11 protein-coding genes are annotated in these 7,380 nt (G+C 34.9%); all 11 read left to right on the forward strand.

Annotated features, from left to right (window positions below; translation table 11 throughout):
* The first annotated feature begins 94 nt into the window (after positions 1 to 94).
* The 11 genes from J2Z37_RS24995 (at position 95) to J2Z37_RS25045 (ending at position 7,225) form a co-directional block, all read left to right on the forward strand.
* A complete protein-coding gene (locus J2Z37_RS24995) occupies positions 95 to 1,357 on the forward strand; it encodes a hypothetical protein (protein ID WP_209813052.1) in 1,263 nt (420 codons plus the stop codon).
* 15 nt (positions 1,358 to 1,372) lie between these two features.
* The gene (locus J2Z37_RS25000; protein WP_209813053.1) at positions 1,373 to 2,662 is read left to right on the forward strand and encodes a phage portal protein; all 1,290 of its coding nucleotides are present in this window, start codon (positions 1,373 to 1,375) and stop codon (positions 2,660 to 2,662) included.
* Positions 2,655 to 3,527, forward strand: coding sequence for a minor capsid protein (locus J2Z37_RS25005; protein WP_209813054.1), 873 nt, complete (start codon positions 2,655 to 2,657; stop codon positions 3,525 to 3,527). Before J2Z37_RS25000 ends, J2Z37_RS25005 begins: the two co-directional genes overlap by 8 nt.
* A 139-nt stretch (positions 3,528 to 3,666) precedes the next feature.
* The gene (locus tag J2Z37_RS25010) at positions 3,667 to 4,272 is read left to right on the forward strand and encodes a DUF4355 domain-containing protein (RefSeq protein ID WP_209813055.1); all 606 of its coding nucleotides are present in this window, start codon (positions 3,667 to 3,669) and stop codon (positions 4,270 to 4,272) included.
* A 27-nt stretch (positions 4,273 to 4,299) separates the two neighbouring features.
* Positions 4,300 to 5,106 (forward strand): phage major capsid protein, encoded by an 807-nt coding sequence (locus tag J2Z37_RS25015; RefSeq protein ID WP_209813056.1) that lies wholly within the window; start codon positions 4,300 to 4,302, stop codon positions 5,104 to 5,106.
* Positions 5,107 to 5,174: 68 nt separating this feature from the next.
* The gene (locus J2Z37_RS25020; RefSeq protein WP_209813057.1) at positions 5,175 to 5,333 is read left to right on the forward strand and encodes a hypothetical protein; all 159 of its coding nucleotides are present in this window, start codon (positions 5,175 to 5,177) and stop codon (positions 5,331 to 5,333) included.
* A gap of 9 nt (positions 5,334 to 5,342) precedes the next feature.
* Complete coding sequence (locus J2Z37_RS25025; RefSeq protein WP_209813058.1) at positions 5,343 to 5,648, forward strand: phage head-tail connector protein; 306 nt, start codon at positions 5,343 to 5,345, stop codon at positions 5,646 to 5,648.
* Positions 5,645 to 5,947, forward strand: a complete 303-nt coding sequence (locus J2Z37_RS25030) for a hypothetical protein (protein WP_209813059.1) — start codon at positions 5,645 to 5,647, stop codon at positions 5,945 to 5,947. The genes J2Z37_RS25025 and J2Z37_RS25030 overlap by 4 nt, the downstream gene beginning before the upstream one ends.
* Positions 5,944 to 6,258, forward strand: coding sequence for an HK97-gp10 family putative phage morphogenesis protein (locus J2Z37_RS25035; RefSeq protein ID WP_209813060.1), 315 nt, complete (start codon positions 5,944 to 5,946; stop codon positions 6,256 to 6,258). The genes J2Z37_RS25030 and J2Z37_RS25035 overlap by 4 nt, the downstream gene beginning before the upstream one ends.
* Positions 6,255 to 6,638: a hypothetical protein gene (locus J2Z37_RS25040; protein ID WP_209813061.1), complete on the forward strand. Its 384-nt coding sequence runs from the start codon at positions 6,255 to 6,257 to the stop codon at positions 6,636 to 6,638. The genes J2Z37_RS25035 and J2Z37_RS25040 overlap by 4 nt, the downstream gene beginning before the upstream one ends.
* Positions 6,639 to 6,661: 23 nt before the next feature.
* The gene (locus J2Z37_RS25045; RefSeq protein ID WP_209813062.1) at positions 6,662 to 7,225 is read left to right on the forward strand and encodes a hypothetical protein; all 564 of its coding nucleotides are present in this window, start codon (positions 6,662 to 6,664) and stop codon (positions 7,223 to 7,225) included.
* The last annotated feature ends 155 nt before the right edge of the window (positions 7,226 to 7,380 follow it).

The following is a 7,380-nucleotide window of genomic DNA, read 5'->3' on the forward strand; positions in this document are numbered from 1 at the left end:
TTCAGCGTTTTTATAAAAATGGTCTATTATTTTTCCATCACTAGTGGCCTACTATTTTCTCAGCACGTGGTCTACTTTTTTATTGACATTCGCAGTGAGGAAGCAACTAGAAGAAAATCCATACCTTAGATTTACGTTTGGAGAATTAATTGATAGTAGACGATTCACCGTTAATAAAAATGAATTGCATCTAACTAATAATTGTAAAATACATGCTCTTTCTTCTACTTCATCCATCAGGGGTAAGAAACATCTTGGAAAACGAATGAGCAGTATATATTTGGATGATATTCAAGGGTTAGATGATGTCCTTACAGACCAGGCCAAACAAAAGAAAATGGAAACTTTTCAAAAGGATATTCTCTTTGCCGGAGATGAAGCAGTTTATCGTAACGGAAATAAGATTAAATCAGGAACAAAGTTTTTAATTTGCGGTACTGTTTTGGCTCCTGATTGTTTTATATCTAAACTTATTAGGGACAAAACATATAAAAGTATTGTGAAACGTGCGGTTCTTGTTGATGATATTGATGCTCTTTTTACAAATGAATATTGGTCAAGCTTTAGAGACTTATATTATGACAATAAGAATCAATATGCTGAAATCGATGCAAAGAACTTCTACTATGAAAATGAAGATGAGATGAAGTTTCCAGTTCTATGGGAAGATAAATGGCATCCGATTGAAATTGCATTAAAATATTATTCTGACCCAATAGGATTTAAACAAGAAATGATGAACGATTCAACAATATTAACAGGTGGTAAGTGTTTCTTTGCTGTGAAGACAATACCTAGAACTGAAATGGATGATATAGATTTTGATCGAAGCATCATGACTGTTGACTGTGCTGTTGAAGTTGGTAAAAGGAATGACTATACATCTATCTGTGTTGGATCAAGGGGAATAAATGGTCATCGTTATATTAGAAAAGGTTTATTGATGAAGGTTGATTTTGATACATATGTTAAAAAAGTCATTGGACTTCTAAAAGAATTTCCTGAACTCACACACATCATTATTGAGAAAAATACATATCAAGGTGTAGACGCAAAGGAAATTCAGAAGAAAATTGATGAGGATCAGCAGTTATCAAATAGAAATATTACTATTGTTAACGAGAGACAAATGAAGAATAAAGAAAATCGTATTCGCGCAATGTCTGGAAAAATAAATAATGGATTTATAATTTTTGCAAAAGAGGATGAGGATTTTTACAATCAGATTCTTGAATATCAAGGCTCAGATATTGGTCATGATGATGCAGCCGATACAGTAAGTGAATTCGATTCAAGAATTGATGAAATTGAAATTAGAAAGGAAATCAAGTCCATCCCTAGAGGGTGGCTTTTTTGATGAGGTGGTGGAATCGTGACAAATGAAGAATTAATTTTAAAGATGTTGGAACAGTTAGCACTCCAACAACTGAAGTATAAAAAATTGAATGACTATTATCAAGGAAATCATAGAATCCTTTCAGAACCCTCTAAGGTTGACAATACCAGAGCAGATGAACGAGCAATATTTAATTATTGTAGAAAAACAGTGTTAAATTATACTGGTTATATTTTAGGTAAACCAGTAAATTATTCAAGTAAATCAGGGAACAAAGAATTTCTTGATTACATTGATTTATATTACTCCTATTGGGAAAAGGAACATAATATACACTTAAATCAGACTAGGCTTATTAACGGAACAGCATATGAATTATCATATATCAATCCAAATGGAGAGTTTCAATCAACTTTCTTTAGCCCATTAGAGATGATTGTTCTACACGATGGGACAATTGATAGGAATGTTTCTTTAGCAGTTAGAAAGTATAAGGTTCAGTTTGATGATATGGAATATGTAGATGTATGGGACAATGAAAACTTCTCCTCATACTCCCTCAAGGATGCCAAATTAACCCTTCTTGAACAAAAACCACACTTCTTTTCTCGATGTCCAGTAATTGAAGTTCCAGGTAATGATTTAAAAAAATCCGTTTTTGATGATATTACTCGAATAGTGGATCTATACAATAACATTCACAGTACAGCAGCGAATGAAATTTTAGACCATAGACATGCTTATTTAGTTATAGAGAATGCTGACTTATCTTTTGAAGATGCACAGAAAATGAAACAAAATGGGATTATTCTCACTCCTTCAGGAAGTAAAGTATACTGGGCAACAAAAGATACAAATGGGGCATTCGTTAAGGATATGTTAAAGGATTGGCAGGATGAAATATACATCCAGACCAACCAAGTTAATTTAAACGAAAATTTCCAAAGTAATACATCAGGAGTTAGTGTTAGGCTGAAACTTCAGGAATTGGAAAATGTAGTTAGCATTCAAGAATCCATCTTCGAGAAGGCATTAAAGAAACGATTACAGTTATTCTGTGAATGGTTGCGACTTAAATTTAATAAGGATTTTGATTTTAGAGATATATCCATTTCTTTCGTACGAAACATTCCAGTTGATGAAAAATCTATAGCTGATATGGTGGTTCAACTACAAGGTATTTTGCCGAATGAAGAATTAATTTCTTGGTTGCCGAGGGTTTCTAATCCTGCTGCATCAATAAAAAAATTGAAAGAAGAACAGGGTTCAATGGGATTAGATGATATGTTCCCAGATTCAAATATTACTGGTGGTTCTAATGGCTGATCTAGAAAAGGAACTACTTAAAAAGGTTGAATCTTTGTTTAATCTCAGCGATGAACTGCATAAAGAAATCTTAAAAGCCTATAAAACTTCGCTTGATTCTGTCCGTGAAATGCTTGCAAAATTTTATATTAAATATGCGGTGGATGGTAAACTCAACTATTCGGATTTAATGAAATATAATCGGTTGCTTTACCTAGAAGAGCAGATAAAAGAAGAGGTCAAAAAACTTGGTGGGATTGAGTTGAAACAAGTGAAGTTAATCCTTAAAGATATTTACCAACAAGCCTATTATCAGACTGCCTACACCTTGGAATCTGCGTCACAAGTTGCTATATCATTCTCACTCTTAAAGCCGGAGTTTGTAAAAGAAGCTGTAACCTTCAATTGGTCAGGAGTTCCTTTCTCTGAAAGGATATGGGGGAATCATGATGGCCTTGTGAAAGCACTTAGAACACAATTAACGAGAGGTATCCTTGAAGGTGAGAGTTTAGATAAATTAGCCAGAAGAATTAAGAATGAATTTGATTCTAAGGCTTATCAAAGTCAGCGTTTGGTGAGAACAGAGTCTGCAAGGGTAATCGCTCAAGGGCAGTTAAATATCTATGAAAGTAGTGGAGTAATTGAGAGGGTTCAATGGATGTCTACCTTAGATAGCAAAACAAGTCAAATCTGCCGTGAGAGGGACGGAAAGATATTCAAATTAGGTGAACAACCAGTTTGTCCAGCCCACCCAAATTGCCGTTCAACTTACACTCCATATTTGGGTAAGGAATTTGAAATCAAGAAACGTAAGGACAACCAGACCAAAGAAATCATTCCTTATAAAAATTATGAAGAATGGTATCAAGCCAAGGTTAAAAAATAGTCATTTTCCTATTGTGGAGAGTGGCTTTTTTATATGTCTTTTTGTCTAAGTTGCAGACTTTAAAGAACAACGTGGATTAAACAAATAAAATAATGGACTTTTGAGGCATGTACTCGGGAGGACTAAGGAGGCTATTTTTATGGATTTACAAGCAGTACAACAGTTTTTGGAGCAAAGCAAGGATCAAGAGGATGTAAAAAGCTACTTGCAGGGGTTATCTCAAGTAACACCTGATGGAGCAAAGGCATTTCTTGAAACGGATGAAGGTAAAAAACTTCTACAGCCCCAACTTGATAGTTATTTTACTAAAGGGTTAGATACGTGGAAGAAAAACAACCTTGAGAAGCTAATTTCTGAGGAGGTTTCTAAAAGGAATCCACAGGAAACACCTGAGCAAAAGCAACTTCGAGAATTACAAGAAAAAATTAATCAAATGGAGCAGGAGAAGACAAGGGAAGCACTTAAAAATGTTGCTTTAACTCAGCTTTCCCAAAAGAAACTTCCTGCTAATCTGGTAGACCTCTTAATTGGTAAAGATCAAGAATCAACTCTTGCAAATTTAACCAAGTATGAAGAAGTGTTTACTAGTCATCTCCAGTCTTTAGTTGATGAAAAATTAAAATCAGGTGGTTCTATTCCAAAAGATGGACAACCACCACAAACATTCACAAAAGAACAAATATCTTCTATGTCCCCCGATGAAATTAATAAACATTGGGATTCAATTAAAAATACTAAACTCTAAAATTTGAAAGGTAAAGGTGATTTAATCATGGCAGTAACTAATTTCATTCCAACAATCTGGGAAGCACGTTTAATGGCAAATTTTCATAAGGCATCTATTGCAGATGTGATAACAACTCCTCCTACTGAAATTAAAGGTAATAAAATTACGTTTAATAAAGTTGGGGCTGTAGCAGTTAAAGATTATGCAGGTTCTGTTACTTTTGATGGACTATCTACTTCCAGCGTAGATTTGAATATGGATCAGAAGAAGTACTTTGCATTTAAGGTATCAGATGTAGATAAAGTTCAAAGTGCAGGGGAGTTAGTTGATGCTCATACGGCTGAAGCTTCTGCAACTCTACAAGAAACCGTAGATTCTTATGTGCTTGGATTATATACTGGAGCAGGAAGTTCTATTGGTGATGATACTACACCTATCGCTTTGACGGAATCCAACGTTTACAATAATATTGTAGATCTTGGTACTAAATTGAGCCAAAATAAAGTTCCTATGGCTAATCGTTTTGCAATTATTAATTATGCAGTATTGGGACTTCTAAGTAAGGATGCTCGTTTTACTGCTCAACCTACTGTACTTGAAAATGGCGTAGTTGAAGGGCAGAAAATCAATGGTCTACAAATCGTAGTTTCTGAAGAAATTGCAAATGTAACTGGTAAATACAAAATTCTTGGATTACATAAATCTGCTATTGGTCATGGTAAGCAAATTGATGAAGTTGAAGCAATGCGTTTACAAGATGATTTTGCAGATGGTATTCGTGGATTGATGGTCTATGGTGCTGGTGTGCTACGTCCAGAAGCGATTGCAGTTCTAACGGCAACAATTGCTTAATTTAACAAAATAATTCATAACGGGTAGGGGATTAACCTCTATCCGTTTTATTTTAAAGAGGTGATAATATGTTTTTCCTAAATAAAGATACAGGATTAATTTGGGAAGTGGTTGATGCTGATAGTATTAAACGTTGCCAGAATGATTCTAACTATGAAGAGGTAGAGAAACCAAGAGTTGAGCAAGAAGAAGCATCCAAATCCGCTAAGAAACCTGCAAAGAAGTAGGTGGTATAAGTGGCTACTCTAGATAATGTGAAAATCCTTCTGGAACTTGATCTTTTAGAATCAAAACAGGACAATCTGTTGAATTTGTACATCCAAAGGTCAACAGATTTTATTTTAAATTATTGTAATCTGACTGAAGTTCCTGTCTCACTCAATAGTGTTTTAGAGGATATTGTTGTTTTTCGATACCGAAATAAAGGAATAGAAAACCTTAAATCTGAAACATTAGGTTCCCATTCTGCTTCATTTCTTGATGGACTACCTTCTGATATTATGCAGCAGTTAAACACTCATCGGAGAGTGAGGGTTATATGAGATTACCTAAGACAGTTCAAATCATTGATATTGAGAAGCAATATGACGATCTAGGAAGGTACTTGGGGCAAGAAGAAATTGTTGTAACAGAATTTAAGGCTGAAATTGAACCGTATTCCACTAAATTAGCGGAAACATTTTATGGAACAACAGTGACGGTTACAAATCGTTTATTCTGCTATCCCATTTCACAATTGGAACTAGGTTCAATTGTGAAATGGGGAGATAAGAAGTTCCAGGTTACAAGTTTAATGGACTACGAAAGACACTTTGAAGTCCTATTGGAGTTGAGATCATGAGTAAATTTGATGAAGCAATTCAATTGATGATGAAAAAAAGGGATCAAGTAATTAAAAAGGTTGCTTTGTTTGTGGAGGGACAGTCAAAGGCAAATGCACCCGTTAAAACCGGGGAACTCAGGCGTAGAATTACCCACGCAACGGAAACAGATGAGAAGGAAAGTAGGGCAAGAATTGGAACAAATTTGGAATATGCTGCTGCGGTTGAATATGGTACTTCTAAGATGAAAGCACAACCATATCTGAGACCAGCGATTGAACATAACCTTGATCAAATCAAGGGAATTATTCATAAGGAACTAAAATTATGATTCAATCTATTCTTTCCTATCTCAAATCCGATTCAGAACTTTCCTCTCTTCTTCAGCCTACAGCCCAAAATCCTAAGATATTTGAATTTGAGCATTCCGATTTAATTGATGACCCATATATCATTTACAATTACAATCCTGTCAATGTTGAAGCGACAACTCAAAATAGGGTTGAATTTCGTGTGGTATCTTTAAATCCTTCGACAATGGATGCAATAGCAAAAGCAATTATGCGATTAATGAATTTTAAAAATAAACCAGGATTCATTTCAAATGGGGAGTCCATCTATCACTCGGCTTATGTTGGTGGTGGACGATTGAAAGATCCTGATGATAAAACACATCAGCAAATTTTAATTTTTAACGTGAAATCAAACTAAATGAAAGGTTATGGTGATGCAATATGGCATTAACTACAAATGACAATACTCAAGTTATCCTTGGTTCTGGTGATTTGTTCCTTGGAACTGTTGCCAATGTTGATACAGCAACTGAAACAGAAATTGAAGCAGCACTTTCTCATGTGGGTGCTATTTCAGGTGGGGCATCTTTACAGTATGCACCTACCTATACAGATGTTAGAGGTGGAAGAAGTAATGGAATCGTAGCAAGTTTCTTGACTTCAGAAGATGTAACTTTTACGAGTGGTATTTTACACTTTGATTTAGATAACCTTGCAAAGATTAATCCTGCCGTTGTAACTACTGATGCAACAACTAATACTAGGAGACTTGGTTTAGGTGGTGTAAATGCTTTAAATATCAACTATCTCAGATTCATTCACACCAAGCCAAGCGGAAAGAAATTAACAGTAAATATTTATAAAGCAAAAAATACTAATGGTTTTACATTAACTTTTGACCCTTCCAAGGAAACCGTTATAGATGCTCAATTTAAGGCACTTGCAACAGGTAAAACAGATGGTAACTTGGTCGAAATTCTTGAAGAGCTTGACACTACAGTATAACAACTAAGGGGAGGATGAATAATCCATCCCCATTTTTTTATTTATCTAATTTAGGAGGTTTTGTTACTGACGCGCTATAATGCCCGTAAATTGACGGTTTTAAATGACCTTAATTTGACGGGCATCTTGACCAGAAGGGAGGTGGGAAATCCACC

It is taken from the genome of Ammoniphilus resinae (assembly GCF_017873965.1).
Lineage (GTDB): Bacteria > Bacillota > Bacilli > Aneurinibacillales > RAOX-1 > Ammoniphilus_A > Ammoniphilus_A resinae.